General features: G+C 26.3%; 23 protein-coding genes. 20 read left to right on the top strand and 3 right to left on the bottom strand.

Annotated features, from left to right (window positions below; all coding sequences use genetic code 11):
- Positions 1-14 precede the first annotated feature (14 nt).
- From Q0K19_RS05110 to creD, 4 genes are all read left to right on the top strand, one after another.
- Entirely contained in the window at positions 15-1964 is a 1950-nt protein-coding gene (locus Q0K19_RS05110) for a methyl-accepting chemotaxis protein (RefSeq protein WP_297245981.1), read from the top strand.
- A gap of 336 nt (positions 1965-2300) precedes the next feature.
- Complete coding sequence (lon, locus tag Q0K19_RS05105; protein ID WP_297245979.1) at positions 2301-4796, top strand: endopeptidase La; 2496 nt, start codon at positions 2301-2303, stop codon at positions 4794-4796.
- A 132-nt stretch (positions 4797-4928) separates the two neighbouring features.
- The gene (locus Q0K19_RS05100) at positions 4929-6371 is read left to right on the top strand and encodes a DNA methylase (RefSeq protein ID WP_297245976.1); all 1443 of its coding nucleotides are present in this window, start codon (positions 4929-4931) and stop codon (positions 6369-6371) included.
- 157 nt (positions 6372-6528) lie between these two features.
- A complete protein-coding gene (gene creD / locus Q0K19_RS05095; RefSeq protein ID WP_297245975.1) occupies positions 6529-7908 on the top strand; it encodes a cell envelope integrity protein CreD in 1380 nt (459 codons plus the stop codon).
- Between the two features lie 445 nt (positions 7909-8353).
- Here the strand turns inward: creD and Q0K19_RS05090 are convergent, their stop codons facing one another.
- A complete protein-coding gene (locus tag Q0K19_RS05090) occupies positions 8354-9286 on the bottom strand; it encodes a hypothetical protein (protein ID WP_297245973.1) in 933 nt (310 codons plus the stop codon).
- A gap of 418 nt (positions 9287-9704) precedes the next feature.
- Here Q0K19_RS05090 and Q0K19_RS05085 point away from each other — a divergent pair, with 418 nt between their 5' ends.
- The 3 genes from Q0K19_RS05085 to Q0K19_RS05075 all read left to right on the top strand — a co-directional run bounded on the left by Q0K19_RS05085 (position 9705) and on the right by Q0K19_RS05075 (position 12048).
- Positions 9705-10121, top strand: coding sequence for a hypothetical protein (locus tag Q0K19_RS05085; protein WP_297245971.1), 417 nt, complete (start codon positions 9705-9707; stop codon positions 10119-10121).
- Positions 10122-10406: 285 nt separating this feature from the next.
- On the top strand, positions 10407-11717 hold the full coding sequence (locus Q0K19_RS05080; protein ID WP_297245969.1) for an NCS2 family permease: 1311 nt from the start codon (positions 10407-10409) through the stop codon (positions 11715-11717).
- Between the two features lie 172 nt (positions 11718-11889).
- Positions 11890-12048, top strand: a complete 159-nt coding sequence (locus tag Q0K19_RS05075) for a FeoB-associated Cys-rich membrane protein (RefSeq protein WP_297245967.1) — start codon at positions 11890-11892, stop codon at positions 12046-12048.
- 406 nt (positions 12049-12454) lie between these two features.
- Here Q0K19_RS05075 and Q0K19_RS05070 read toward each other — a convergent pair whose 3' ends face one another.
- Entirely contained in the window at positions 12455-13567 is a 1113-nt protein-coding gene (locus tag Q0K19_RS05070) for an aspartate-semialdehyde dehydrogenase (RefSeq protein ID WP_297245965.1), read from the bottom strand.
- Positions 13568-14168: 601 nt separating this feature from the next.
- Here Q0K19_RS05070 and Q0K19_RS05065 point away from each other — a divergent pair.
- The 13 genes from Q0K19_RS05065 to Q0K19_RS05005 all read left to right on the top strand — a co-directional run bounded on the left by Q0K19_RS05065 (position 14169) and on the right by Q0K19_RS05005 (position 25327).
- Positions 14169-14795 carry a PepSY-like domain-containing protein gene (locus Q0K19_RS05065; protein WP_297245964.1) on the top strand — a complete coding sequence of 209 codons (627 nt, stop codon included), beginning with the start codon at positions 14169-14171 and terminating at the stop codon, positions 14793-14795.
- 49 nt (positions 14796-14844) lie between these two features.
- Positions 14845-15096, top strand: a complete 252-nt coding sequence (locus Q0K19_RS05060; RefSeq protein ID WP_014486665.1) for a PepSY-like domain-containing protein — start codon at positions 14845-14847, stop codon at positions 15094-15096.
- A gap of 148 nt (positions 15097-15244) precedes the next feature.
- Positions 15245-16249 (top strand): Ldh family oxidoreductase, encoded by a 1005-nt coding sequence (locus tag Q0K19_RS05055; protein ID WP_297245960.1) that lies wholly within the window; start codon positions 15245-15247, stop codon positions 16247-16249.
- A gap of 17 nt (positions 16250-16266) precedes the next feature.
- Positions 16267-16443: a DNA alkylation repair protein gene (locus Q0K19_RS05050; protein WP_297245958.1), complete on the top strand. Its 177-nt coding sequence runs from the start codon at positions 16267-16269 to the stop codon at positions 16441-16443.
- 382 nt (positions 16444-16825) lie between these two features.
- Positions 16826-17680 (top strand): HNH endonuclease, encoded by an 855-nt coding sequence (locus Q0K19_RS05045; RefSeq protein WP_297245956.1) that lies wholly within the window; start codon positions 16826-16828, stop codon positions 17678-17680.
- A 36-nt stretch (positions 17681-17716) separates the two neighbouring features.
- Complete coding sequence (locus tag Q0K19_RS05040) at positions 17717-18487, top strand: DUF2262 domain-containing protein (protein ID WP_297245954.1); 771 nt, start codon at positions 17717-17719, stop codon at positions 18485-18487.
- Positions 18488-18516: 29 nt separating this feature from the next.
- Complete coding sequence (locus tag Q0K19_RS05035; protein WP_297245952.1) at positions 18517-19062, top strand: hypothetical protein; 546 nt, start codon at positions 18517-18519, stop codon at positions 19060-19062.
- Between the two features lie 20 nt (positions 19063-19082).
- The gene (locus Q0K19_RS05030) at positions 19083-20234 is read left to right on the top strand and encodes a hypothetical protein (RefSeq protein ID WP_297245950.1); all 1152 of its coding nucleotides are present in this window, start codon (positions 19083-19085) and stop codon (positions 20232-20234) included.
- A 2-nt stretch (positions 20235-20236) separates the two neighbouring features.
- Entirely contained in the window at positions 20237-21184 is a 948-nt protein-coding gene (locus tag Q0K19_RS05025; RefSeq protein WP_297245948.1) for a hypothetical protein, read from the top strand.
- 14 nt (positions 21185-21198) lie between these two features.
- Positions 21199-21936 (top strand): ATP-binding cassette domain-containing protein, encoded by a 738-nt coding sequence (locus tag Q0K19_RS05020; RefSeq protein ID WP_297245946.1) that lies wholly within the window; start codon positions 21199-21201, stop codon positions 21934-21936.
- Positions 21911-22600 (top strand): DNA alkylation repair protein, encoded by a 690-nt coding sequence (locus Q0K19_RS05015; RefSeq protein WP_297245944.1) that lies wholly within the window; start codon positions 21911-21913, stop codon positions 22598-22600. Before Q0K19_RS05020 ends, Q0K19_RS05015 begins: the two co-directional genes overlap by 26 nt.
- Before the next feature lie 710 nt (positions 22601-23310).
- Positions 23311-24087 (top strand): tetratricopeptide repeat protein, encoded by a 777-nt coding sequence (locus Q0K19_RS05010; protein ID WP_297245942.1) that lies wholly within the window; start codon positions 23311-23313, stop codon positions 24085-24087.
- 742 nt (positions 24088-24829) lie between these two features.
- Positions 24830-25327 (top strand): Imm26 family immunity protein, encoded by a 498-nt coding sequence (locus Q0K19_RS05005; RefSeq protein ID WP_297245940.1) that lies wholly within the window; start codon positions 24830-24832, stop codon positions 25325-25327.
- Positions 25328-25329: 2 nt separating this feature from the next.
- On the opposite strand, the gene Q0K19_RS05000 is transcribed toward Q0K19_RS05005, so the two are convergent.
- Positions 25330-26454 carry a hypothetical protein gene (locus Q0K19_RS05000; protein WP_297245938.1) on the bottom strand — a complete coding sequence of 375 codons (1125 nt, stop codon included), beginning with the start codon at positions 26452-26454 and terminating at the stop codon, positions 25330-25332.
- Between the last annotated feature and the right edge of the window lie 456 nt (positions 26455-26910).

Raw genomic sequence — 26910 nt, 5'->3', positions numbered from 1 at the left:
TGGGAGATACCTTAATGAAGATCTTTAATAGCCTGCAATTTAAAATAAGTATGGTTATAGTTGTTCCTTTTATCATCATGCTTATCATATCAAATTTATTTAACATATTTTCTGTTAATAATGTTACTAAAAAACTTTCATATAAGGTATTGGATGAAAGTGCCAAAGGTGAAGCCGCTAAAGTGCAGTCGCTTGTTCAGGAAGCGTTCGATAGTTTAAGTACATTTGAATATACAATAAATAATTTATATAGATCAGGAGAGAGAAACAGAGAAGTATATAAAAATACAACTAAAGATTTTTTTAGCACTCTTCCTGATAATACAGGAGCTTTGTTTCTTATATTTAAAAATAATGTGATGGGCAATGATGCTGATTATGTAAATGATCCTAACTATTCAGAAGCAGGTGGTATGTTCTCTGATTATGTATATAGAAATAATGGTTCTGCTGCCGACAGAGGTATGACAAGCGAAGAATTAAAAAGCGATTATTATTCAGTGCCTGTAACTACAGGAAATATTAATATTACGTCTATATATGATTTTGAAGTAGGCGGAAAAATGGTAAAAATGAATACTTGGTCTATACCTTTAAAAAATAACGGTCAAATTATAGGCGTTGCTGGTGTTGATATATTTATAGAATCATTAGCCCCTATAATGGATAATATTAATCCTTTTGAAAATACTCTCACTTCTTTATTTGATCATAATGGTACGCTTCTTTATAATAAAGAAAATGAAACACATGTTGGTAAAAATATTTATGAGGCATATCCTTATTATAGGGATAATAATGTATTAGAAAGTATAAAAGCAGGTCAAACTGTGATATTTGAGGATTTCAGTGCATCATTGAATACTAAGTCCACATATATATTCGTACCCATAAAACTTGAAACAGGTCAGAATTGGGGTATGAAAATATTAGTTCCTAATTATGTAATACTTGAAGACAGTAATAATATAAGAAATATTATGATTATAATTTTAGCTGTAATATTAGTAATAGTATTTATTATTACACCTCTAATAATAAAGAAAAAAGTTGTATTTATCATTAAATTACTTGCTCAGGATTTAACTAAATTATCTAAAGGAGATATATCTTGGGATACTCCTCCAGGATTTACAGAACTTAAAGATGAATGGGGAGATATAGCAAGAGCAATAAAAAGCATATTAGATAATTTAAATAATGTTATGAATACTGTTAAAGAATCATCGGAACAAGTTGAAAGTGCCGCCAATGAAGTTCTTTCAGGAAATAATGATTTATCTAATAGAACAGAAATGCAGGCTTCCAGCTTGGAGGAAACAGCATCAACTATGAATGAAATGGCTTCTAATGTAAAATTTGCCGTTTCTGATATATATGACAGCACAAATATGGTTGTTGAAGCAAAGGATTATGTAGGCAAGGCAGGCAAGATAATAGAAGAAAGCGTTAATAAAATGGATGCTGTTTATGAGTCAAGTTCTAAAATAATGGATATAACTAAAATGATAGAATCTATTGCCTTTCAAACAAATATACTTGCACTTAATGCTTCAGTAGAGGCGGCAAGGGCTGGAGAGCAGGGAAGAGGTTTTGCTGTTGTAGCCAGCGAAGTTAGAAATTTAGCACAGAATACACAAGAATCCGTAAAAAATATTACTTCTCTTATAGTTGATAGTAATGATAAAATAAATTTAGCTGCTGCCAGCGTTAATGAATCTAAGGATATTTTTAATGATATAGCAGACAGAATGGATAAAGTTTCTGATTTGATGCAGAAAGTTAATATAGCTGCTAAAGAACAGGAAAATGGAATAGGGCAGATTAATGTTGCTATAAATGAAATGGATTCTTCTGTTCAGCAAAATGCTGCTTTAGTAGAGGAGGCTAGCTCTTCTTCTCAGTTGCTTTTAAATGAGGCTAAAAATTTAAATAAATTGATTGATTTCTTCAAATTAAGATAGTTTTTATTTAATACCAGTATAAATTAAATACAATATATAATTATAAGTGTTTTATTATTAAACAAATATAATAAAACACTTTTTTATTATTGTGATATTATAATAATTTTATTTTTATAATAAGTAAGAATAATGAAGAATTATCAAAATAAATAAAGTTATTTCTATATATATACTTCACCTTGTCTATCTTTATCATAAAATATAATAAATACAGTATGAAAAGTAATATAAATTTAAAAATTGGTATATTTATTGCATAAAATACTTAACAAGCTATTTGACTTATAAGTATATTTTATATTATACTATACAATATCATTAGGAGTTTTGTTAATGGCTAAGGATAAATTAGATAATAATAAAAATAGTGATAATAGTAAAAAAGATGATAATACGGTTGCAATTGTGGAAGATAAATTACCTTCAAGATTAATAATCATACCGGTAATGGGAAAGCCTTTATTTCCTGGGCTTTATGCACCATTTCCGATACCGGCTCATCATGCAGATGCTGTGAATAAGGCTATAGCCGAAAATGACGGATTTTTAGGACTTAATTTATATATTTCTGATACTCCGTCTGAAAATAAAACACCTTCTGTTGATGAAATTTATAAAGTTGGTGTTGTTGTAAAAGTATTCAAAAAATTAAATTTGCCTGACGGCGGACTTAATCTTCTTATAAATTCCATACGAAGATATAAAGTTATAAAATTTGTAACTACAGACCCTGTAATAAGAGCAGAGCCTCTTTATATACCTGATATAGACCCTTTTAGAAATGAGAAAGAAGCCAAAGAAATAAAAGCATATACTAGAGCTTTGCTTTCAGATATAAAAGCTATAAGTGAGAATAATCCGCTTTTCACTGAAGAAATGCGTCTTACTATGGTTAATGTTGATGATCCTGGAAGATTAGCCGATTTTGTTACATCTATGCTTAATGTAGAGCGAGCAAGTCAGCAGGAAATACTTGAAACTTTTGATATTCAGGAAAGACTTGAAAAGGTTCATCTTCTTCTTCAAAAAGAGAGAGAGATATCTGAAATACAGCAAAAGATTCAAGGCAGTATAAATTCAAAGGTACAAAAACAGCAAAGAGAATATTTCTTAAAAGAACAGTTAAAAGAAATAAAAAAAGAATTAGGTTATGATACAGACCCTAAACAAAGAGATATAGAGAAATACAAAAAAACTCTTGAAGAGATTAATGTTATAGATGAAGTTAAAGAGAGAATGGAACAGGAGATAGAAAAGATTTCTACAATAGATACTCATTCCCCGGAATATACTGTTTCTAAAAACTATTTGGATACCTTATTCGCTTTGCCTTGGAATAAAGAAAATAAAGAAAGAGAAGATATATCAAAAAGCAAAAAGATATTAGACAGAGATCATTACGGACTTGAAGATGTTAAAGAGAGAATATACGAATTTTTAGCAGTGAGAAAATTAAATCCGGAGAAAAAATCTTCTATACTATGTTTTGTAGGCCCTCCGGGAGTTGGTAAAACTTCTATAGGTAAGAGTATAGCTGAGGCATTAGACAGACCTTTCTTTAGATTTTCTTTAGGCGGTATGAGAGATGAAGCTGAAATTAAAGGACATAGAAGAACTTATATAGGTGCTATGCCTGGTAAAATTATAGAGGCTTTGAAGATAGTAAAAGTTAAGAATCCTGTTCTTATGCTTGACGAAATTGATAAATTGGGAACAAGTTTTCAGGGTGATCCTTCAAGTGCTTTACTTGAAGTTTTAGACCCAGAACAGAATGCATCATTTAGAGATCATTATTTGGATTTGCCTTTCGATTTATCAAATGTTTTATTCATCACTACAGCAAATACTCTTGATACAATTCCTAGACCTTTGCTTGACAGAATGGAAGTTATAAGACTTTCAGGATACATAATGGAAGAGAAATTAAAAATAGCTTCTAAATATATTATACCAAGACAAGTTAAAGCTCATGGACTTGATATAAAAAATATCAAATTTACTAATAAGGCTATAAGTGCGATAATAGACGGATATGCTAGAGAGGCTGGAGTTAGAAATTTTGAAAGAAGAATAGAGAGAATATGCAGAAAAATCGCTGCTGATATTGTAGAGCATAATAAAAAAACTTACAGCTATACAGTAGATGAAAAAGATTTAGAGAAGTATCTTAAAAAGCCAATATTCACAGAAGACTTTACAGAAAAGGATTTGAAGCCTGGAAACTCTATAGGCTTAGCTTGGACATCTTTAGGCGGTGCAACTCTTACTATAGAATCGATAAAAGTATCAGAGAAAAAAGATTCCGGAAACATACAGGTAACAGGACAGCTTGGCGATGTTATGAGCGAGAGTGTAGAGATAGCTTATAGTTATGTAAAAAGCGTTGCCAAAGATTATGGCGTTCCTGAAAATTATTTTAATGATGCTATGATTCACTTGCATATTCCTGAAGGAGCTACTCCTAAAGACGGCCCTTCAGCAGGTATTACTATGGCTACTGCTTTGCTTTCGCTTTCTATGAATAAAGTTATAAGAAATGATACTGCTATGACAGGTGAGCTTTCATTGAATGGAAAAGTTTTGCCTATAGGCGGACTTAAAGAAAAGACTATAGCGGCAAAAAGGCTTGGATTCATTAAGCATATTATAATACCTTATGAGAATATTAGGGATTTAGATGAGATTCCTGAAAATGTTAAAAAGGGCTTAACTTTCCATCCTGTAAAAGATGTTAAAGAGGTGTTTGATTTTATGTTTAAATTGAATAAGCTAAATAAATCAAATAAATCGGAAAACAAAAAACAAATAAAAAAACAGACAAAAAAGTAAATAAAAAATTATAATATAAAATAATAAAAGGTGCAGGATTAATTATTCTGCACTTTTTTATTATTATTGATTTTATTTATTATTAATAATACAATGCAGACAATATATTAAGCAGTCTATTATAATAAAACTATGAATAAAAAATCAATAATTAATCATATAGAAACAGATAATAAATTAATATCTATACTTAAAAAATTGCCTAATAATTATTGGGATTTTAAATATGAGAATACAAAAGAATATACACATAGCATCCATAGTTATCCAGCTGTAATGGTTTCTCCTATAAGCAGGAATATTATTAATATAGTTAGACAAATTATGGAAGTAGATTCTTTATTTGATCCATTTTCCGGTTCAGGTACAGTACTTGTTGAAGGTATGCTTGCTAATATTAAGACTATATATGGAAATGATATCAATCCTCTTGCAATATTTATTTCAAAAGTAAAAACTAATAAACTTAATATAAATAAACTTAAAAAAGAAGCTTCGATTTTATTAAAACAAATTAATGATGATTATAATGAAAATATAGATTTTTATGAAATGGCAGATGAGTATTTTGAAAAAACTCTTGATCTTACCTCAAAAGACGGATGGGGAAATGATGCTCCTGTATATCTTAAAAAATATGTAGATTCAAAAAAAATTAATTTTGAAGTACCTAATTTTAAAAATATAGGCTATTGGTTTAAGCCAAGGGTAATATTGCAGCTTCAAATGATTAAAAATCATATATTAAAAATTGAAGATGAAAATATACGAAATTTTGTATTTGCGGCATTTAGCGAATCAGTTAGGCTTGTATCTAATCGCAGAAACGGAGAGTTTAAAATGTTTAGAATGCCTCCGATAAAAGTAAAAAGTTTTAAGCCTAATGTATTAAAAGAATTCACTGATATTTTAGATAAAAATATAGAAAAAATGAATGGCTTTGCTGAAGCTTGTAATAAAAATGGAAGCATTTCAAAAGTTAGGATATTTAATAATAATGTTATAGACTTGTTTGATATTGATGATTCATCTATTGATTTAGTAATTACATCTCCGCCTTATGGAGACAACAGAACAACGGTTGCTTATGGAGAATACAGCAGATTATCACTTCAATGGATAGATTTATTCGGACTTTCTGAAAAAGAAATAATGATGATTGATAAAACATTGATGGGAGGAGCTAAGTTTAGAAAGGGATTTGAATTTTCGATTCCAAGCAAAACTTTAACTAAATCTTTAGAAATTATTAAAGATATTGATTTAGAGCGTGCAGGCGATGTATATAGTTTTTATTTAGATTTAGAAAAGGCGATATCAGCTATTTCTAAAAAAACTAAAACAGGCGGTTATCAATTTTGGGTTGTAGGCAATAGAACCGTTAAAGGAGAACTTTTAAAGACAGATAAGATAATAAAAGAAATTGCAAGTAAATATGATATGGATTATGTTTATACAATTGATAGGAATATAATTAATAAAGTTATGCCTTCATTAAACTCTCCGACAAATACAGTTGGTAAAAAATTAGAAACGATGTGCAATGAACATATTGTTATATTAAGAAAAAGATAATATTTAAATTATTCTACCTATTATACTACAAATCATATTATATAATAATTTTTTAATATATTTTTATTATTACTATTTTTTATTACCTATTTATGGTATTATGGTTTTTTATATCAAACAAAATTTTTAGAAAATAACTTTTTATGGGGTAAATATAATGATAAAAAATTTTAATGAGATAACAAAAACTTTAGGTTTTAAAATACTTATAATAGTGATATTAGGTCTTTTGCTTTTGATACCTATGTCTTTTATAAACAGTGTTGTAAGAGATAGAATCAGTTATCAAAGAGAGGCTGTATCTTCTATAATAGAGCCTGTGGGAAGCAGTGCCAATATACAAGGTATAGTTGTTGCAATACCTTATTTAACTAGGGTTATTGACAGCGAAACTAAAGAGATAAGCTATATAAGAAAATATATTTTTTATATGCCTAATGAATATAATGTTACGGGCGATGTTGAAGTTTCAAGTTTAAATAGAGGAATATTTAAAGCACCTATATTCAATTCTAAATTAAATATTACAGGAAGATTCGATAAGTACAATGCTGAAATATATAATTTAGATGAAAATAATGATACTATACTTTATGATGAGGCTATGATTATATTAGGAATAGGAAATAAAAAGAATCTTATGAAGCTTCCTACTATATTAGTTAATGAAAATGAAGAACTTAAATATTATGAGAAAAATATTAGTATAGCTTTAAATATGTTTAATAATAAATTCTTCTATACCATTTCAAGAGATAGAATATTAAATGGTTTTGATTTTAATATTACAATGGACATTCAAGGAGGAAACTCTCTTATGATAACTCCATTAGCTTCTGAAAACACTTTTAAAATATCTTCAAAATGGAAAGACCCTAGTTTTACAGGAGGATTTTTACCTACAAAGAGAGAAGTTAATAATGAGGGATTCAATGCCGAGTGGAATATAGCCAGTTTTAATACAGCATTTACTAAGTATTGGACTAGCGATGAAAATGCAAATAGAGCAGATAATATTGATGATACTCAATACTTCACTGCCGATCAAAATGTTAATAGATCATCAAACAATGTTTTAATATCTTTTCTACTTCTCAATGATAATTATCAGAAAACATCAAGAAGCGTGAAGTATGCAATATTATTTATATTCATTCCGTTTTTTGTATTATTTTTATGCGAAGTACTTTCAAAGAAAAGAATACACCCTGTTCAATATATATTAATAGGTATAGCTAATGCAATATTCTACCTACTACTTTTAGCTATATCAGAGCACATAAACTTCAACATTAGTTATTTTATAAGTGCATTGATGGTAACGGCTTTAACTTCAATATATATAGGCTACATTATAAAATCTCCGAAGTACACTATTTCAATGGCTATTGTAGAGGCTTTGATATACATATTCTTATTTGGAATACTTCAGCTTACTGATTATGCATTGCTTATGGGAACTTTAGGGTTATTTGCTGTTATTGCTCTTGCTATGTACTTCACTCGCAATGTTGATTGGTATGGTGAGAATAACTAAAAGAATTCCCGCACGGTGAACTGAATTTTTAATATAATAAAAATTATAATTATGAATTTTTTATAATATTTAAGTTTAGTTAATCGTGCGTTGTATATGCTATAAATTTAAATATCTGCTTGGGTGGGTGCTAACAAATTCTAATTTGGCAGCAAGAAAATAAAAATTTATATTGCAGATTAATATTTAAAATATAGAGGGTGGGGTTGTAATTAAATTTTAAAACTTAAATTACATACCCCGCCCTTTAGGTTTATTATCTATTTTGTAATATAATATTTTATTTAAATTTTTTGCTTAATTAAGAAAAAAAGATGCCCGCCCAAGATTTTTTAAATTTATAGATTTACTTAACGCATGTTTTATATAATATTGTTTTTTATTTTAAGTGTAATTTTAATTTTTTTATATTTTTTGTTTTTATTAACATGCGAGATAATAAATCTCATACTTCTCTTTTTATATTAGGAGTATATATTATTCTTCTAAAATCAGTATCTTTATTGTCCATATCACCTAAAAACATTCTTTCATGTTCAGGTACTTTCTCATAAGCATCTTTTAATAATTCTCTATTATCATCTGAAGGATATACAAGATAATCATGGTAGCATTTTATTGCATAATCAAAAGCATTTTCTTTACCTGAAATCTCTTTTATATTTTCTTCTATCTCTTTTAATTTTTCTTTTTTATTTGTGTATTTTATAGATGGTTTTAATTTAAGTTTGGAAAGATTCTCTATTATTATGGTATCATCTTCTTTAGGATATAAAAGTAGTTCATTTTTATCAAACATCTTTTTTATATCATCAAAATTATATATATTATCATCATTATATATGGATATTGTTTCATCATCATAAATGGTATAGCAGGTTAAAAATATTTCTTTGCTGGATGAGTAATTAGAAGATTTTCTGAATATAAAATAACTTTTACCGTCGGATAAATCATACCCGAATTGTCCTTTCATTTTAAAATCAATAGGATTAGCCATAAATGATACTTTTAATTTTTCCCATTTTTCTATCTCTCTCTGAGTGGTTTTATAAATATTCTGCATTTTAGGATTCATTTCTTTTAATATGCTTTTAATGTATTCATAATAATCATCTTTATGAAACCACTGTGATTCTAAAATTTTAAAATCACCTATACCATGAATATCTAATTTTTCATTATCTTCTGTAAATGATACAACCCATTTTCTCTCCAATGCTTTTTCAAACTGATAAATATCAAATTTAGACCAAGCACTAACTATACCATCTTCATAAATTGCTAAATTAGAAAGAAAATAAGAATTATTTTTAATAATACCGAAAAAACTTCTTCCTTCTATTTTTTCATTTCTGTATACATTATTTTTCTTCATAAATATATTTCCTTATAGTTAATAAAATATTATTTTTTAATTTTATTTTTACTCCAATCTATTTATATTTATCGTTTTTTGTTGAAAAGTTTATTTAAAATATTTTTTCTGATTAGTTAGAAAAAGCATGCCCGCCCAAGTTTTTTTAAATTTATAGCTTTGATTAACGCATGTTTTATACAATATTGTTTTTTATTGAAAGTATAATTTTAATATTGATTATATTTTTTGTTTTGCTTAGCATGGGTAATAGTATTATATTTTTTATTGTTCTTCAAGTAATCTTGACAATTCATTATTTTTTATAGAATAAAAGAAATATAAAATCAAAAAACATTTGCTATTTTACAATAAGTATTAAGCTGTAATAATTATTGTAGATAACTTGTGTTTACAATATTAATAAAAGAATAGAAAAATGACTAAACATATTAATAAAATTATAATTTTAATTGTGTCTGTTTTTATTTTAAGCTGCGGTGATATAGTAACTAATCCTAGTAGTAATATAATAACTATTTCTCAAAGAAAGGGAACCTATGAAGGTATTGCAATTCGAGAAACTTTCAGAATTAGAATAATGTTTAAACTTGATGATCAAGCAAATATAATTTATTTGGAAAAGTCTAGCGGAAAACCGGTAATAACTGAGGATAAGAAAATAAATATTTCAAAAGATATTTATTCTACAGCTACAGAATTTTCTTTTGTATTAGAAAGTACTACATACACAATACAATTTAATAGTGATAGTGAAATATCAGGCGGAAAATTACTAGAAAATAATTCTAGTACTGGTGAAATGAATGATTATGATTTGACAAAAATAGAATAATAAAAAATTATAATTAATACTGCGAAAAATACAAAACATATATGCAAATAAATTATATTTATGCGTATATGTTTTTTTATATTAAATTTAAATTTCTTATTTAATTAATTATAATACTGCTTTTCAAATTTTTAGAATTTCATTTTTTATTTCTTTATTCTTAATTAGGATTTAATCTGTATTTATAAATAAAAAAATATTGCAAAAATTATAATCTCATATATATTATAGCTTTCATAATTAAAAATAGTTATGAAGAAAAAACTGTTATAAGGAATATATTTTATGGACAAATTTTTCAAGTTAAAAGAATATGGTACTAATGTAAAAACAGAGGTAATAGCCGGCTTTACTACTTTCATGACAATGGCTTATATACTAGCAGTAAACCCTGATGTACTTGGTGCCACAGGTATGGACAAAGGAGCAGTATTTACAGCTACAGTAGTATCTGCAATAATAGCAACTTTGATAATGTCTTTACTTGCTAATCTTCCTTTTGCTTTAGCACCTGGTATGGGACTTAATGCTTTCTTTGCTTATACTGTAGTATTGGGTATGGGCTATAGCTGGCAAACTGCTTTAACAGCCGTATTTATAGAAGGTATTATATTTGTTGTTCTTACTATTTTTAATGTAAGAGAGGCTATAGTTAATAGTATACCTGTTAATATGAAAAGAGCTATTTCAGTAGGTATAGGATTATTCATAGCTTTTATAGGGCTTCAAAATTCTAAAATTATAGTTAATAATGATGCTACTTTACTTGGACTAGGCAACATCACTTCAGGCAGTGCATTACTTGCTATTATAGGACTCCTTATAACAGCAATTTTATTAGCATATAATGTAAAAGGTGCAATACTTTTAGGTATATTTATTACAGCAATAATCGGTATTCCTATGGGACTTACAAAAATGTCTCCTGATGCTAGCTTTATACCTCCTTCATTAGAACCTATAGCTTTCAAACTTGATTTCAGCAATATACTTACTCCTAATATGTTTATAGTATTATTTACTTTCCTTTTTGTTGATATATTTGATACAGTAGGTACATTAGTTGGAGTATGTACTAAAGCAGATATGCTTACAAAAAATGGGGAAGTTCCTAGATGTAAACAGGCTTTATTTGCTGATGCTGTTGGAACAGTTGTAGGTGCATGCTTAGGTACTTCTACTGTTACTACTTATGTAGAAAGTGCATCAGGTGTTGCTGAAGGCGGTAAAACAGGTTTAACTTCACTTGTTGTTGCTATATTATTTGCTGTTTCATTATTCTTATCACATATATTTTTAGCTATACCTTCTGCTGCTACTGCACCTGCTTTGATTATAGTTGGATTATTCATGATGACTCCTATATTAGAGATTAATTTCAATGATTATACAGAGGCAATTCCTGCTTTTATATGTATAATATTTATGCCTTTCGCTTATAGTATAGCTGAAGGTATAACTTTCGGAGTATTATCATTTACTATATTAAAATTCGTTTCTGGTAAAAATAGAGATATATCATTATTAACTTGGATATTATCAGCACTTCTTTTAATTAAAATACTTATGCCTATAATACAGAAGCATTTAGGATAATTAATATTTAATTGATCAATGTGAGTATTAAAACAGAGGGATTTTTATATCTCTCTGTTTTTTTATATATTTTATTATATTATTTTTATAGGTATATTGACTATTGTATAAAATTTGTTAGAATATTAAAACATATTTTGTATTAATACAAACAAATGTATAAAGGAATGTTATGGATATAGTCATAGTAGCATTTATAGTAGTAGCAGCATTAATTTTTTTAATAACTCAGGCAGTAAAAAACATAAATAAATTAAATAATCATAATAATAAATGTTCATGCGATTGTAAAAATTGCAATTGCCAAAATAAGCATAGAAAATTAATTTGAAATATACTAAAAATTTTCAGTATATACCTAAACAATTACATTTTGTCAATTTTTGCTTTTTTATGAATGTAAATAATATTTTTTATAATATAAAATATTATTTTATATTGGCTAAATATGTTTTATATGTAATATAAATTATTGATTTTTACACAATAATAAGTAATCAGCCGCACGTATAGTTAGCTATCCATAATAATTTGCAGTACCGTGCGGAAAGCCCCTATGGCAAATAGTTGACAAAGTTAAAAATTTTTAGTATATACTAAAATCAAGAAAATAATAAAAACCAATCAATGAAAATACTAAAATAACAAATTAATTATAAATAATTAATTTGTTGCAATAAAAAAGAGGTCTATAATAATATAGAACCTCTTATTTGTTTTATATTTTACTTAAATCATTATTTCTTTGTTGATTTTCTTACACATGGTTTTCTAGCAGGTTTTTTTTCTGCTGCTGCTTTCTTTTCTGTTGTTTTCTTTTCCACAGAATTATCATCAGATTTTTTTTCTAATTCAGGTAAAAGAAGTTCAGCTATTTGTACAGCATTTGTAGCAGCACCTTTTCTTATTTGGTCTCCTGCACACCAGAATACCAATGAATTTTTAGCACTGATATCTTCTCTTATTCTTCCAACATATATATTGTCCTGATTAGAAGTATCTAAAGGCATAGGATATTTAAACTTAGCAGGATCATCAACTATTTTTACTCCTTTTGCTTTAGATAATAATTCCTTAGCTTTTTTAGCAGTGATTTTTTTCTCAGTTTCTATTGTGATAGATTCGCTATGGCTTCTTATAACAGGAACTCTTACACAAGTACAGCTTATCTGCATATCAGGTGCATGAAGAATTTTTCTTCCTTCATTAGTCATTTTTAATTCTTCTTTAGTGTATCCATTCTTATCGAAAGAATCAATATGAGGAATTAAATTGTGAAGTATTTGATATTTGAAAGTACTATTTTTAAGTTTTTTTCCTGCAACATAATCTTTTATCTGCTGCTCTAATTCTTCCATACCTTCTTTACCAGCACCGGAAACAGCCTGATAAGTAGAAGCTATGATTCTTTTTATCTTTCCGAATTTATGAAGCGGAGCTAATGCAACTAAAGCTATTATTGTAGAGCAGTTAGGATTAGCTATTATTCCTTTATGAAGCTTAACATCTTCAGGATTAACTTCAGGAACTACTAAAGGAACATTTTTGTCCATTCTGAAAGCACTGCTGTTATCTACAACTATACTTCCAGCTTTTACAGCTAACGGACTTAATTTCTTACTTAAATCAGCTCCTACAGCAACCAATGTTATGTCCATATCTTTGAATGAATCTTTAGTTGTCTTTTCGATTGTGTATTCTTTTCCGTTGAATTTTACTTTTTTTCCTGCTTCTCTATTTCCAAGAAGTCTTAACTCATTGATTGGGAATTTTCTTTCTTCCAATACTTTAAGCATTTCCTGACCTACAGCACCGGAAGCCCCTAATAAACATAAATTTACTTTTTTCATAATAGTGTACCATTAATTATTTTTTATTTTTTGTTCCTGCAATTATATATTAATAATATATTAAAATCAAGAATTTTTATATATAGAAATATTTCTTTTTTAATTTGATTGATATTATTAAAATTATATAATCAATAAATAAATGTCTGTAATTAGACTATTGATTTAAAACTGTTTTCTTATAATGATATAAAATTTTTTAAAAATAAAAACTTTGTATATGTTTCAAAATTAATGAATATTTAGGTATTATTATATAAATTTTGACTTAGCAGTAAGCAATAATTTATTTATGATTAAGAGTACATAAGTGTATGTAAGAAAAAAGATTTTTATACATTAAAAATAATTCTTTATAAAACTTATAATGACTCATTTTTATAATTTAATATTAAAACAATTCTGAATATGATTTTTTTAAATATTTTTAAAACAAGTCTAACATAAAAAGCTAATATAATTTTAAAAAAAATGTAAATTTTTAGTAAAAAACTAGTAAAATTAATTGACATAATTATAAAATTGTACTATAATGCTAAATGTAAAGATAATTTACTTGTTACTAAATTGTCTTTACAAAATAAAAAACAGGAGAATTTTTATGACTATAAAAAAAGCTTTATTTATACTTTTTGTTTCAGCGATGCTTACAGGTTCATTGTTTGCTCAATATGACGGATATTATGATAATAATAATCAAGGCGGCGGACAAGGTGGATACCAAGACCCTTATGGACAGCAAGGCGGTCAAGGAGGATATCAGGATCCTTATGGACAGCAAGGCAGTCAAGGTGGTTATCAAGACCCTTATGCTCAGCCTCCTGCACAGGATCCTTATGCTCAGCAAGGTGGTCAGCAGCAATATGGATATGGAGTTCAATTATCTTCTATACCTCAGAATGCTCAGAACTTTATAAAACAGCATTTCCCTAATATAAAAGTTACTTTCATTGAAAGAGATTGGGAAGATATAGAAGTATATTTAGAAAATGGAACTCAAATAGATTTCTTCCCTAATGGTGATTGGAAAGAAGTTAAATGCTATGGAAATATGCCTGCTACTATATTGCCTGCTAATGTTATGAATACAATAAAAAGAACTTATCCTAATGCTGCTATAGTGAAAATAGAAAAACAGTTCACTATATTTGAAATAAAATTAAACAATATGATGGAATTATATGTTGATAATAACGGTCAGTTATTAGGTCAAAAATGGGACGATTAATACAAATAATTTATAATAAAAAATAAAATATTAATTAAAAGGAGAAAATATGAAAAAAATACTTTGTTTATTAGTGGCTTTAACAGTTTTAAGTACTTCAGCTTTATTTGCTGATTGGTATGTACCTCTTAATCAAGTTCCTCAGGCTGTAATAGCAACAGCTAAGAGAACTTATCCTCAAGCTGAGATTTGGGCAGTAGAGATGGAGCATTACAATGTATATAAAGTAAAAATGAATAATATGATGGAATTATACATTGACAAATCAGGTCAGTTATTAGGTCAGGAATGGGACGATTAATATAAATAAACTTTAATATAAAACTCGAACAAGGGATACATAAAAATCCCTTGTTCTTTTTTTAAATTTAATATTTTAATTATTGACATTACTTCTGTAATTATGTAAACTATAATATGTTTGCTAAATTACAGAAGGTATTTGTATAATGGTTATAGTGAAAGTAAATGATTTAATGCAAAAAGTATATGATAAATTCAAAGCAGCAGGCGTATCAAATGAACAGGCTGCTATAGTAACAGATTTATTAATTTACGCTGATCTAAGCGGTATACATTCTCATGGAGTTTTAAGAGTTGAACATTATATAGAAAGAATAAAAGCGGGCGGAATAAATTTAAATTCAAAATTCAATATAGAAGAAAAAAGACCTTCTTTTGCATTAATGGATGCTGACGGCGGATTCGGACATGTTGCAACGCAGTATGCTATGGAATGGGCTTTAGAAACAGTTGAAAAACAGGGTATTGCTTTAATAGGAATAAAAAATAATAGTCATGCAGGTGCTTTAGGCTATTATAATAAAATGGCTATACATCAAAATAAGGTTTCTTTAATAATGGTTAATACTGATCCTTGTGTTATACCTTTTGGCGGAAAGAGACCATTTTTCGGAACTAATCCTATAAGTTATGGATTTCCTGCAAAAAAAGATTTTATACTTGGAGATATGGCAACAAGCGAGGTATCACTTGGACGCATATTCACTGCTCGTGAAAATAATGAAACAGTGCCTATGCATTGGGGTGTTGATGAGAATGGTAATCCTAGTTCAAATCCTAATGAGATAAAATATGTTGTGCCTTTCGGAGGAGTTAAGGGATATTTAATAATGACTATGGTTGAGGCATTTACGGGGCTTTTAATAGGACAGGCATATTGCAATAATTTAGTGAAAATGTATGGCGATATGGATAAAAAAAGAAATCTTTCTACATTTATACTCGTTGTTGATCCTGCTGTTTATAATGATTTAGATACTTATTTAAATACTGTGCAGTCGTTTATTGATGATATAAGAAAAGAGCCTGCTTTAAAAGAAGGAGAAACTATATCTATACCAGGTGAGAGAAAAGAGGCTTGTTCTGCCAACTATTTAAAAAATGGAATACCTTTATCTGAACATGTTTATAAATATATTTTCGATAAATAAATTTTAGGCTTTATTAAATGAGTGATTTATATAATATTCTTTCAAGAGAATTTGAAAAATTAAAAAATGAAAAAGAAGCTATTTTCATGGCTAAATATATGAAAAACAATTTTGAGTTTTTAGGTATTCATTCAAAAGAGAGAAATTGGCAGAAAATATTTAAAACATATTGTAAGTATTATTTTTATATATAAAAAATATACAAAAAACCATACTACATTGCAAAATATTTCATAATTTTCATTGACATAATCATAGTACATGTTATAATAATTGCATGAGCATAAAAATTAATTTTGTTAAATACAGTCTACAGTCGTAAAAAAATATATTATATATTTTATGCAGTTTCTTTTTGCATTGCATTTAAGTTCATCTTAATAATAAGGGTTTATGATGTTAACGTTTAATAACGTTTTTATTTAAGGAGTATTCATATTAATGTTTAAAAAAATAGTTTTTATTATAACGATAGCGGCTTTGCTCTTACCATATAAAACAAACATAGGGTTTTCTGAAACAATTTATGAAGAGATTATTCAAGAAGAGAAAATCTATGAAGAGATTATTCATGAAATGACAATTTTTGAAGAGACTATATATAAAGATGCTGTCATAGAAGACAAGATTTTTGAATATGGTACTGTATACGATTTAAAAAACAATAATTTTATATCGCCAATTTTAGGAACTAATATAGACTGGGGTTCTATAGCATCAAAATATGCAATAGGTTCAAGTATTATAGTTATAACAGCAATACTATCTGTTGTTTCTATTAATACACCATTGCATTGTGTTTTTATAACTTCATTTAAAGGAAGTGTTGCAGGTGCTTTATCTGGAATGGCTATGGGTGGAGCTGTAGAATCTGGAATACAAATTTTAAAAAAAGAAGGAAGCGTTAACTCTGCAAAAGAATATGCAATAAAAGGTTCTGCGGACGGCTTTATGTGGGGAGCCATTATTGGTGCTGTTGGAGGTTCAATTAAAGGCTATACAGATTTTAAAAATGTACCTTTTATTAAAACAGATAATATGTCTTTAGCTGGAAAGTTGCATCCAAAAACTGGAATCCCTTTTATAACTAAATATGTAAAAGATAAATACGGAAACTGGTTCAAGATAGTTGTTGCTAAATTTCCTTACAAAGTTCAAGTAAAATTACCAATGAATATAGCATCTATTTCCAATAGAGATATTCACTTTAAAAAAGCTACTGATATTTTAAGAGAACAAATAAAAAGAAATACAAAGTTAGAAGGTAAATTTTCAAAAGATCAGTTGATAGATATAATGAATGGTAGACCTAAAATATCAGGATTAACTTGGCATCACAATGAGGAAAAAGGGGTTATGCAATTAGTTGAAGATGTAATACATAGTCAAACAGGTCATACAGGTGGATTTAGCATATGGCAAAGATTATAATTAAAAAATATTATTTTAATAATTTAAGTTGAAAATATGAAAAAAGAAGTAAAAGAATTTGAGCAAAATTTTTATAAAGAGACTAAAGAATTTGTATTTGTTTTATCTAATAATTGTGTTAGCAGTATAAAATTTGAAAATGAAAATTATTATACTATTGATATTAAATCAATAGCCTATAAAGATTTATCAAATTCAATAATAAAAGAAGGAAATATAACTATATCTAAAAAAGATAAGAATACAAAATATTATGATTATAATATAAAAGATAATAGCATAGTAAAATTAAAAGTAAGACATAGTAAGTTTGATGATAATTGTTTTTTATTTATAAAACTAATATCAAACAATTACAATGATAAAAGTCTTTCGTCTATATTGGAAAATTATAATAGATTTCAATTTTATAATGATAATATTTTAGGTACGTTCAAACTTAATGAAACTATAGGTATGTTTGAAAATAAAATTAATTGGATAGGTAATGAAATTAAAATATATTTTGATAACCTAGACGTAAAATATAATAAATATTTTACGGACTCTTTAAAAAAAATCATACAAGATAAAAAATATTTAGACAAAAAATTAAAGGAGTATATATACTCTAATATCATAATGGAAGAGTATAAAAATTTTATTACTAAAAAAGATTTCATTAGTAAAATAATACTAGAATCAATAAATATATATAAAGATTATATTGAATTTTGTTTTGATGATGGAGAAATATTTGGTGGTCATCTAATAACAATTAATGCTGATAACAATTATAATTTTAAAGAAGTTTATATATCAGGATAATTAAAATAAATATTTGGAGGATAAATAATATGAAAAATAAAATTTTATTATCTTTGCTTATTTTATCTTTATGTTCATTCTATATACAAGGAGCTCAAAAAGATGATATTAAAAATCAAAAATATATTTTGCCCGAGTGTAGATTTTTATTTAGCGAAGATGGTGGTAAAAGTCATGGGGATAGTACAAAAGAATATAAAGTTGGAAAAAGCGTGTATCTGAAATTATATGTGACAGTAGATTGGAAAAAAAGATGGTATCAGCATATTCCATTTCTCAGCGGAGAAAGGGCAGATAGGTCTATAAGAGCTGAATTAATAATACCAAAATCAACTATAGTAGAGGCAAAATATCTTGATGGTAATGCAATTCCATCAGTGGTGGATAATATAAATAATGCATTAAAATGCCAATTAATTATTAGTGTACCACATTCTATAAAAAAACCAGTTACAAATGAATTCAATATTGAATTTAAACCTATTGAAGAAGGATATATACATATGGATTTAATATTTGATGATAATGTATCTGATGTACATGATAAAAGAATAACTTTAAAATTTGTTGAATAATTTTTATTAAGAGGAAGAAGATGAAAGAAAAAATTATAAACAATATACTGGCTTGGACTATTATAATTATAATTATGAACTTGCTTATTTCTTTTGTATTTGTGTCGCCTTATATAGATTATAAATCTGAGCAATATGCATATTCAAGTTTTTATGATAATTTTCAATTGGATTTTAATATTCCAAGCCCGTCAAGAGATCAAATTAATGAGTTTAGAAGATTAAATTTTATAGAAAAAGTTATACCTTACTATTATGTGGGATTGGATGTTAATTATTCAGGAAATAAAAGAGATTCAAATATACTATTTTTTGAAAATATGGAAGATTTGAAATATATTTTTAGCGATAATATGGAAATATATAAAGGAATCGAATCTCAAAATGCTATATTTGCCGATTATTATTTAGCTAGGGATTTAAGTATGGATATTAACGGATTGGCTGATATAAATATTAACGGTAAAAAAATAGAACTTTCTATAGGAGGAATATATAAAGAAAATTTAATATATTCAGATGGCGTTTCAGGATGTATATGGAATCCTAGCTATGTAGGAAATAGATATATACCTTATTCCGGAGCTTTTATTAAGGCTAAAGATATAGCGGCATGTGAAAATTATTTGAAAAATTATAAATCTTTGGGTAGATTAAGAGACAGAAGCGAATTCCAAACAGATGAAGCGTATAATATACATAGTAATGCTATAATGTCATGGGATTATAATAATGAGATTACAGATTTTAATATAAAAGCTAGAAACGATATTAATATGCTTGAAAGCAATTATTTGTCTGTTTTTGTTAGATGCTCTTTTGGAACAGTTATATTATTTTTGGCATTTGTGCTTTTGAATAATTTCTTGTTCTTAAAAAATAAAAATAATATAGAAGATATATTGATGAAAGGAGCAGATATAAGAGAGGTAAAAAGTTTTTATACCAAGATATTTTTATTAACTTTTATAGTATCTATAATAATAAGTGCAGTATGCGGAAATATATTGTCTAATAATACGGCGTATTATGTTGCTAAAGATAATATTTTTATAGAATCTCATATTACTGGAATAGCAAGTATATTCGCTATTATTATATCTTATATATCTAATACTAAAAGCATATCTAAAATATTGAAAATTGTAAAAATAAAAAATAAGAAAAGATAAGAATGATAATTAAAAAAATTATATTAATATTATCTATTATAGTTATAGTACTTTCATGCTATATATCTTCATACATTGAAAAACGTTACAGACAGGTAGAATTTGGTATAAACAATAATTATCTGTATATAGTTCTATCCGATAGCATGTATAAATATAATACTTACTTATATTATGCTAATAAAACTTATTTTGCTGTAAATAATGAAAAAATAATTGCATTCATTCTAATGGAAACGCAATCTCAATATAATGATGAGGCCATAATATATACCAATAATATAGTTGAAGGACAATATGATATTTTGACTTGTAAAGAGGTTGCAATATCAAAAAACTTATCTGATAGTCTAAAATTAAAAATAGCAAATTCCATATATTTTAATAATGAATCTACAGGTAAGTTTGAAGAATATAAAATAAAATATATTTTTAAGGATGCTTACGGTATATATAAAACTGATGTAAATAATCATTATGGTATTATTTTAATGGGGTTTAATAAAGAATATGCAAATAATATAAATACGCAAAAGATTATTTCAATATCTAATATAGACACTATTCTAAATAAAATACCTATAGAAGAAATATACATAAAAGATATTAATTACTATTATTTTCCTAAATATATATTAGTATTAATGGTTTTCTTAATTGTATCATATTCTTTGCTTTATATATCTTTATTTAGATATTATAGAAAATTTAAATATGAAGATATGATAATATACGGTTGTTCTAAAAGAATAATAAAACTTAATATTGTAAAAGATTTTGCAGCTTTTTATTTTATATCAATTACAATAATATTAATATTTGCGTCATTAACTAATATAATACTCAATAGCTATGCTAGCCTATTTTCTATAATTATATTATTGCCAATATTATTAATACCTATTATTATAATATCGTTTTGTTACGGAATTATTCTAAATAAAAAATAAAATAGGATTTATAAATGAAAAATAAAATTTTAGAAATAAAAAATTTAAATTTATTTTATAAAAAATCTCAAATATTAAAAGATGTAAGTTTTGATATTTATGAAGGAGAATTAATAATGCTTTCTGGTCATAATGGAAGCGGAAAATCTTCTATAATATCTTCAATTATGCATGATTTTAAAGAATATCCAAGCAATATATCGGGTGAAATTATTTATGATAATAAGAATTTGCTTAAAGAAAAAGATATACAATACTTTAGAAGCGTAGTAGGATATATGAAACAGGCAGATACTTTTTCAGAGAATACATGTTTAAAACAAATAATGATGAGCGTTAAATATGCAAAGGCTGATATAAATAAGTCCGAAATTATTGATATGTTTAAAGAATACGGTTTGGAAGATTATATTAATAAAAATCCGAATAATTTAAGCGGAGGGCAAAAAAAGATAGTTTCCATATTATCAACTATAGTAAGAGCAAATACGAGTAAAATATTTATTATAGATGAGCCTATTAACAATTTAGATTTTAATAATTCATGTTTAGTTAGTAATATAATAACAAAAATACATAAAAGATTTAATAAGCTTTCTATGTTAATAGTAAGCCATTGTCATATATTTCCTATGATAGATAGAGTTATAGAAATATCAAACGGAGTTATAAATAACTCAAATAGAAAATATAATTGTCATAATTGTTTCGGAGAAATTGATAGCAATGGATTATATAAAATACAAAGTTAATAATTTATATAATAATCTTTCAGTAGAATTTGATATTCTAAAAAATGATAAAGAAGCTATACCAATGGCTAAGTACATGAAAAACAATTTTGAGTTTTTAGGTATTCATTCAAAAGAGAGAAAAGAAGCTCAGAAAAAAGTATTTAAAACTATTCCAAAAAATGAAAAAGAGTTTATTGATTTTTATTTTACAGATAAATGCTATGAGAATAAATACAGAGAATTTCAATATTCTGCTTTAGACTACTTAAATTCAAAAAAGAAATATTTAAATAAAACTCATATAGAAAAATTAAAAGAATATGCTTTTACAAAATCTTGGTGGGATAGCATAGATTGTTTGGACAGGATAATTGGAGCAATTGCTTTAAGAGATGAGTCTGTCAATAATATACTTTTAGAATGGTCTTTATCTGATAATATTTGGCTTAGGCGAATAGCTATAGATCATCAGCTTTTAAGAAAAGATAAAACGAATACTGAATTATTAGAAAAAATAATCATAAATAATCTAAACAACAAAGAGTTTTTTATAAACAAAGCAATAGGCTGGTCTTTAAGGGATTATAGTAAAACTAATCCTGATTGGGTTCGTGATTTTATAGAGAGGCACAAGAAAAACTTGGCTAATCTAAGCATCAAAGAAGCAAGCAAGTATATTTAATTTATTATTGTTGCTCGTTTATCACTTTAAAACTCATAATTATAAATTTCAGTACCCATCCAAGTTTTGATTAGATTTAAAAATTATTTAACGCACGGTAAACTAAATTCTTAATATAATAAAATTTAAATTGCCAATAAAGCTATATTTATAGCTTTACTCTGCGTGCGGTGAATGCACTATAATTTTAAATATAACTTGGGTGGGTTGTTAGAAATTCTGTTTATACTTCAAAGAAATAAAAAATCATAATTGCAAATTAAAGTAATAAGTCTAAAGGGTGGGCAAATGTAAATAAGTTTTAAAACTTTATTTACATACCCCGCCCTTCTAAATTTACTGCTTTATTTTGAATTCTAATATTAATTATATTTATAGCTTAATTATGATTTGTTAGCACCCGCCCAAATGTTGATTAGATTTAAAATTTATTTAACGCACGGTAAAAAAAAAATTAACAATATGATAAATTTAAATTTCAAATGAATCTATATATTTAGTTTTATTCTGCGTGCGGTGAATGCATTATAAATTTAAAAAAATCTTGGGTGGGCGTTAACAATTTCTTTTAAACATCAAAGAAATAAAAAGTCATAATTTCAAATAAAAATAATAAGCATAGAGGGTAGGATTTTTAATAATATTAACTTGAAAATACTAAAAAACGAAATATAATTATTTTTATAATAAAAAATTATTTGAGGTAAAATATGTCATCATCAGAAAAATATTATAAAGAAGGTATTAATTATCATAAAGATAGAAAATACAAAGAAGCTATAGAATCTTTTGATAAAGCAATAGAGTTAGACCCTAATTATAGTAATGCTTATTATAACAGAGGAGTATCTAAGGAAAATTTAGGACAGTATAAAGAAGCTATAAAAGACTATGACAAATCAATAGAGTTAGACACTAATAATAGTGATGCTTATAATAATAGAGGAATTGCTAAATATAATCTAGGACAGTATAAAGAAGCTATAAAAGACTATGATAAAGCAATAGAGTTAGACACTAATGATAGTGATGCTTATAATAACAGAGGAATTGCTAAAAAAAATTTAGGACTGTATGAAGAAGCTATAAAAGACTATAACAAAGCAATAGAGTTAGACACTAATGATAGTGATGCTTATAATAACAGAGGAATTGCTAAAAAAAATTTAGGACTGTATGAAGAAGCTATAAAAGACTATGATAAAGCAATAGAGTTAGACACTAATGATAGTAATGCTTATAATAACAGGGGACTTGCTAAAGGAAGTTTAGGACAATATAAAGAAGCTATTAAAGATTTTGATAAATCTATAGAGTTAAACCCTAGTTATAGCGATGTTTATAATAACAGAGGAGTATCTAAAGAAAATTTAGGACAGTATAAAGATGCATTAAAAGATTATAAAAAGGCTTTGGAATTAGATTCTAATAATAACATAGCTAAAAATAATATAAAAAATCTTCAAAATAAATATGGTTTGAAATGACTTTACGCACGGTAAACAAAATTAACAATACGATAAAATTTAAATTTCAAATAAATCTATATATTTAGCTTTATTCTCCGTGCGGTGAATGCACTATAAATTTAAAAAAATCTTGGGTGGGCGTTAACAATTTCTTTTAAACACCAAAGAAATAAAAAATCATAATTGTAAATTGTATCAATAAAGATAAAGGGTGGGCAAATGTAAATAAGTTTTAAAACTTTATTTACATCCCCCCTTAAAGTTTATTGCTTTATTTTGAATTCTAATATTAATTATATTTATAGCTTAATTATGATTTGTTAGCACCCGCCCAAGCGGTAATTAAATTTTTTGCTTACTTAACTCACGATGAACTAAATTAAAATATAATAAGATTTTGAATTTATTTATAATAGTATTTTTATATTTGTAAAAATAGCAGATTATAACATGATTTTAAAATGTATTTTTAATTATAAAATGTGCTTTTGCAACTTTTTCCACTGGAAAAGTTGATAAAAAATAATTTTTCAAATTTATTTAAAAGCCCGCCCTTTAAAGTTTATTGCTTTATTTTGAATTCTAATATTAATTATATTTATAGCTTAATTATGATTTGTTAGCACCCACCCAAGCTTTATTTAAATTTTTTGCTTTACTCAACGCACGATTAATATTTAATTTTTTATTATCAAAATTCGATTATTAATTAATGTATATTTATAATCCTATTCTGAATATAAAAAAGGTATAATCAATAATGAAATATTTTGAAAAAAAAGAAGGCAATATATTTTTTATTCCATTGTTTTTACCAAATGATATAAAAGATAATATTAAAAGCTATTCAAAAACAAATTTTACTTCTGAAGAAAATTACGCTTTTGGAAGACTAATTGAAATTGATAAATCTGGAGGTGATTTAATCGAAATATTTAATTATACAGGTAATATTCCTAATGATAAAGATGATATAATTAAATCAGGACTTATGTTTGAGCCGCTGCATATATCAATGGCATTCACTAAAAAAAGATGGAGATTCATTTTTGAAGAATTGAATTATGATAGAGAAAGAGATTCCAATTATTCAAAAATAACTTTTTTATTAGGTGATGAATATGATCCGAAATTGCGTATAGGCGGTAAAATAAAAACAATAAAAAAATATGATACGAATAAATATAATGAGTGGATTGTTTATACTCCTACAGATATAGAGACAATGATAAAAGAGCGTATAAGCAGTAATAAATAAAATCAAGTTTGCTGGTGTAACATTGCCGTAATATTACAATCAGTACAGATTTCTATAAATAAAGTACCTTCAGCCATAGATTCAACAGTATGCCATTGAATTTGCATTAAGTATTTCATTTTCTTTCCGCAGATTGGGCATTTCATATATTCCCAGTCCTGAACCCAATTAGCAAATCCTCCTATTGTATTTAAAGTATCATCGAATGCACCATAAAACAAAGGAACTTCATTTTTTGAAAGTATATAATTATTATTATGCATTGAATTTAATTCTTCTTCCTCTATATAATTTTCTTCAGAAGCATAATAGTTTTCTGACTCTTTATCGAGAGGAAGTATCTCGCTTCCTCCTTTTAAGTCATACTTTGAATAAGTTATATTGTATGTTACGCAATTAGGACAGCATGAAGCTTTTATTATTCCATCAACACCTATAAATTTAAGTTTTTCATCTCTTCCGTCAATAATAGCCATATCAATATTTCTGCATCCGCATTCAGGACAATTATCATCTCTTAATGAAGCTATTTTAATAGGGCTTTGTTCTTTTTCTTCTTTGCTTTGGGCTTTATCTAAATAATAGCATTTATCGAAATTAAGTATTTGTCTTTTTTTGTCTTTATCAAAAGTCCATCCTGCACATTCAGCATAAACTGAAGGATCAACATAAAGTTGCTTTCTCCATTCTCTTGGATTCATTTCAAAATCATACAAACAGTCAAGGGCAACATCATCTCCCTGCATAGCTAAACATGATAATAAATTAGCTCCTTCAGAATAATCTTTAGTTGCTCTTATTCTTTTTATAAGTTCATCTCTTATTTCTTCGCTTGCCTTATAATAAAATACTTCAGGATAATAAATTTTTTTCTTTAATGCTTTTTTGGCTATATCTTTTAAATCTATATTTCTATATGCAATCAAATCATAAATGTAAATGCCATTTAATAATTCTTTATCAACATTTTTTTCTTTTAAATCTTTTACATATTTATTGATAATCTCTTTTATTTCATCATCAGTTAAAGCAAGAGTTTTATTTCTTTCTTCTTCTGCCTTACATTTAAAGCATAAACCTTTATAACCCAATTCTACACCGCATTTATCACATTTATGTTCAAGCATAGTTTTACCTCTTTTAAAATAAAGCTGACTAATTTTATAACAATTCATTTTTATAATAGTTAAACTCTACGCACGGTGAACAAAATTTTTAATATAATAATATTTTAATTGCAAATAAATCTGTATATATAGCTTTACTCTGCGTGCGGTGAATGCACTATAAATTTAAATACAACTTGGGTGGGTTGTTAGAAATTTTGTTTATACTTCAAAGAAATAAAAAGTCATAATTGCAAATTAAAGTAATAAGCCTAGAGGGTGGGCAAATGTAATTAAATTTTTAAACTTAAATATTAAAATTCACTGCTTCATTTTTAATTTTTATAGATAATTAGAAATTTTAGCACTAGATCAAATATTTATTAAATTTAAGAATGATTTATAAAATTTTATATTATAAAAAATTAGCACTTTTGCAACTTTGACGAAGTCCGGGAAAAGTTGATAAAAAATAAG

Origin of the sequence: uncultured Brachyspira sp., from assembly GCF_944393015.1 — a bacterium.
GTDB lineage: Bacteria > Spirochaetota > Brachyspiria > Brachyspirales > Brachyspiraceae > Brachyspira.
This window is presented reverse-complemented; position numbering and strand designations above follow the sequence as displayed.

Bases quoted from the DNA above. Each gene is read 5' to 3' on its own strand.
- Q0K19_RS05065 (WP_297245964.1), top strand. From the start codon at position 14,169: ATGACTATAAAAAAAGCTTTATTTATACTTTTTGTTTCAGCGATGCTT.
- Q0K19_RS05085 (WP_297245971.1), top strand. From the start codon at position 9,705: ATGACTAAACATATTAATAAAATTATAATTTTAATTGTGTCTGTTTTT.
- Q0K19_RS05035 (WP_297245952.1), top strand. From the start codon at position 18,517: ATGAAAAATAAAATTTTATTATCTTTGCTTATTTTATCTTTATGTTCA.
- Q0K19_RS05070 (WP_297245965.1), bottom strand. From the start codon at position 13,567: ATGAAAAAAGTAAATTTATGTTTATTAGGGGCTTCCGGTGCTGTAGGT.
- creD (WP_297245975.1), top strand. From the start codon at position 6,529: ATGATAAAAAATTTTAATGAGATAACAAAAACTTTAGGTTTTAAAATA.
- lon (WP_297245979.1), top strand. From the start codon at position 2,301: ATGGCTAAGGATAAATTAGATAATAATAAAAATAGTGATAATAGTAAA.
- Q0K19_RS05075 (WP_297245967.1), top strand. From the start codon at position 11,890: ATGGATATAGTCATAGTAGCATTTATAGTAGTAGCAGCATTAATTTTT.
- Q0K19_RS05030 (WP_297245950.1), top strand. From the start codon at position 19,083: ATGAAAGAAAAAATTATAAACAATATACTGGCTTGGACTATTATAATT.
- Q0K19_RS05050 (WP_297245958.1), top strand. From the start codon at position 16,267: ATGAGTGATTTATATAATATTCTTTCAAGAGAATTTGAAAAATTAAAA.
- Q0K19_RS05000 (WP_297245938.1), bottom strand. From the start codon at position 26,454: ATGCTTGAACATAAATGTGATAAATGCGGTGTAGAATTGGGTTATAAA.
- Q0K19_RS05090 (WP_297245973.1), bottom strand. From the start codon at position 9,286: ATGAAGAAAAATAATGTATACAGAAATGAAAAAATAGAAGGAAGAAGT.
- Q0K19_RS05045 (WP_297245956.1), top strand. From the start codon at position 16,826: ATGACAATTTTTGAAGAGACTATATATAAAGATGCTGTCATAGAAGAC.
- Q0K19_RS05110 (WP_297245981.1), top strand. From the start codon at position 15: ATGAAGATCTTTAATAGCCTGCAATTTAAAATAAGTATGGTTATAGTT.
- Q0K19_RS05015 (WP_297245944.1), top strand. From the start codon at position 21,911: ATGGATTATATAAAATACAAAGTTAATAATTTATATAATAATCTTTCA.
- Q0K19_RS05020 (WP_297245946.1), top strand. From the start codon at position 21,199: ATGAAAAATAAAATTTTAGAAATAAAAAATTTAAATTTATTTTATAAA.
- Q0K19_RS05025 (WP_297245948.1), top strand. From the start codon at position 20,237: ATGATAATTAAAAAAATTATATTAATATTATCTATTATAGTTATAGTA.
- Q0K19_RS05060 (WP_014486665.1), top strand. From the start codon at position 14,845: ATGAAAAAAATACTTTGTTTATTAGTGGCTTTAACAGTTTTAAGTACT.
- Q0K19_RS05080 (WP_297245969.1), top strand. From the start codon at position 10,407: ATGGACAAATTTTTCAAGTTAAAAGAATATGGTACTAATGTAAAAACA.
- Q0K19_RS05055 (WP_297245960.1), top strand. From the start codon at position 15,245: ATGGTTATAGTGAAAGTAAATGATTTAATGCAAAAAGTATATGATAAA.
- Q0K19_RS05040 (WP_297245954.1), top strand. From the start codon at position 17,717: ATGAAAAAAGAAGTAAAAGAATTTGAGCAAAATTTTTATAAAGAGACT.
- Q0K19_RS05100 (WP_297245976.1), top strand. From the start codon at position 4,929: ATGAATAAAAAATCAATAATTAATCATATAGAAACAGATAATAAATTA.
- Q0K19_RS05005 (WP_297245940.1), top strand. From the start codon at position 24,830: ATGAAATATTTTGAAAAAAAAGAAGGCAATATATTTTTTATTCCATTG.
- Q0K19_RS05010 (WP_297245942.1), top strand. From the start codon at position 23,311: ATGTCATCATCAGAAAAATATTATAAAGAAGGTATTAATTATCATAAA.